1 pseudogene is annotated in these 1,377 nt (G+C 32.0%); it reads right to left on the bottom strand.

Going from position 1 to position 1,377, the window contains the following annotated elements:
* Positions 1-1,191 precede the first annotated feature (1,191 nt).
* Positions 1,192-1,377 (bottom strand): annotated as a pseudogene (locus tag ACFIO3_RS13155) (N-acetylmuramoyl-L-alanine amidase); the annotation flags it as partial.

Below are 1,377 nucleotides of genomic sequence, written 5' to 3'. Positions count from 1 at the left end.
AAATATCATGATCTTTTCCTGATACTTATTGTCTTGTCTCTCGGAAAAAACCGACTTAATTTCATAAAACTACTCTTAGAAGATTAACCTGATATGCTTGATAAGAGCTCTCCACACGGACGTTTACACTTCACTTCAAATACAATCTCTTTCTTGCCCTTTAAAGCATGAATAACCTCCTTTGCTTTATGACCAAATTTGTCTTTCTTGATAATTTACTTCTAACCTTTGTAATTTAGGTCATGATCTTCTCAAATAAATTCTACACTGAACAAATAAAATATTGAAAAAAACAAGACATCATTGTGTTTTTGATATGCCTGAATATGTCTTCTATCAACACTCTAAAACACAACGTTTTATAACACTGCTTCATTAAAAAACTTAATCATCAAGAAACATGCTGTCAAAACGATGCAAACATCCCCTAAAGCAATAAAAGAGCAAAGAGATATATCTTCAAAAAATAAATTGACCTCTTCCCCTTCTAAAGAATAGCCCCCCTAACAGTAGCAATTTGTAAATGCCCTTATTTTTAATGAATCTGCATCACATTGATTTATAATCATAATTTATAATTTATAATTTTGCATGTTTCAATTAACCAAAACCTTTCACTTGTACACGATAAACGGAGAGAGCCGTGTGAATAAAAACGAGTATAGAAAACCCTTTTATGTATCGTTTTAAGTTCCAAGGGCTGTAGTAACATTGAGATCTGACAAAGAAGTGTACGATAATGCTAGGCACTTTTATTAAGAATAAAAATGAGGATACACTTCATAGAGGATTTTAGATTATATTCTCTATGAACGTCGCTGTAAAATATATGTTGTGATACACACTAAAAAACATTTCTTTAAAACAAGCATGGAAATATACAATACAAGTCCATTTTATTTGAAGCGTTTTATCCTGCGTAGGGCACATGTCATCATATACGCAACATCTTGGCTTTATGCGTTTTTAAAGGAAGCGAAATATAAGACAAAGAAACAATAAAATTTAATCTCTGCAAATCATAGAGCTTTCAGAGTTATGTTTCCATAAAACGCCTTATACCGTACAGGGGATTTTTACACGATTAATGTCCTTTTTACATAAAGCCAACTGGCAAAAAGCAGCCTTTCCTGATAATAAAAAGGCTTGCACGTAATCATAAGCCATATTTTCAATTAAAACGCATTGAATTCATGGAAAATATTTATCAACCAATGCATAAAGAATTGCTGCTGTTTCAACATCTAGAATCCCATCATAATTTTCTTGACGAAAATGAAGTTGAAATGCTCGGATCAAATCTTTGTATCCTGTTTGGGTACACGCAACAGAAATATCATATCCATAGCATTTTAGCTTCGCCAAAACATCTTCTTT

The sequence above is a fragment of the Bartonella sp. AD328YNZD genome, from assembly GCF_042196425.1.
This window is presented reverse-complemented; position numbering and strand designations above follow the sequence as displayed.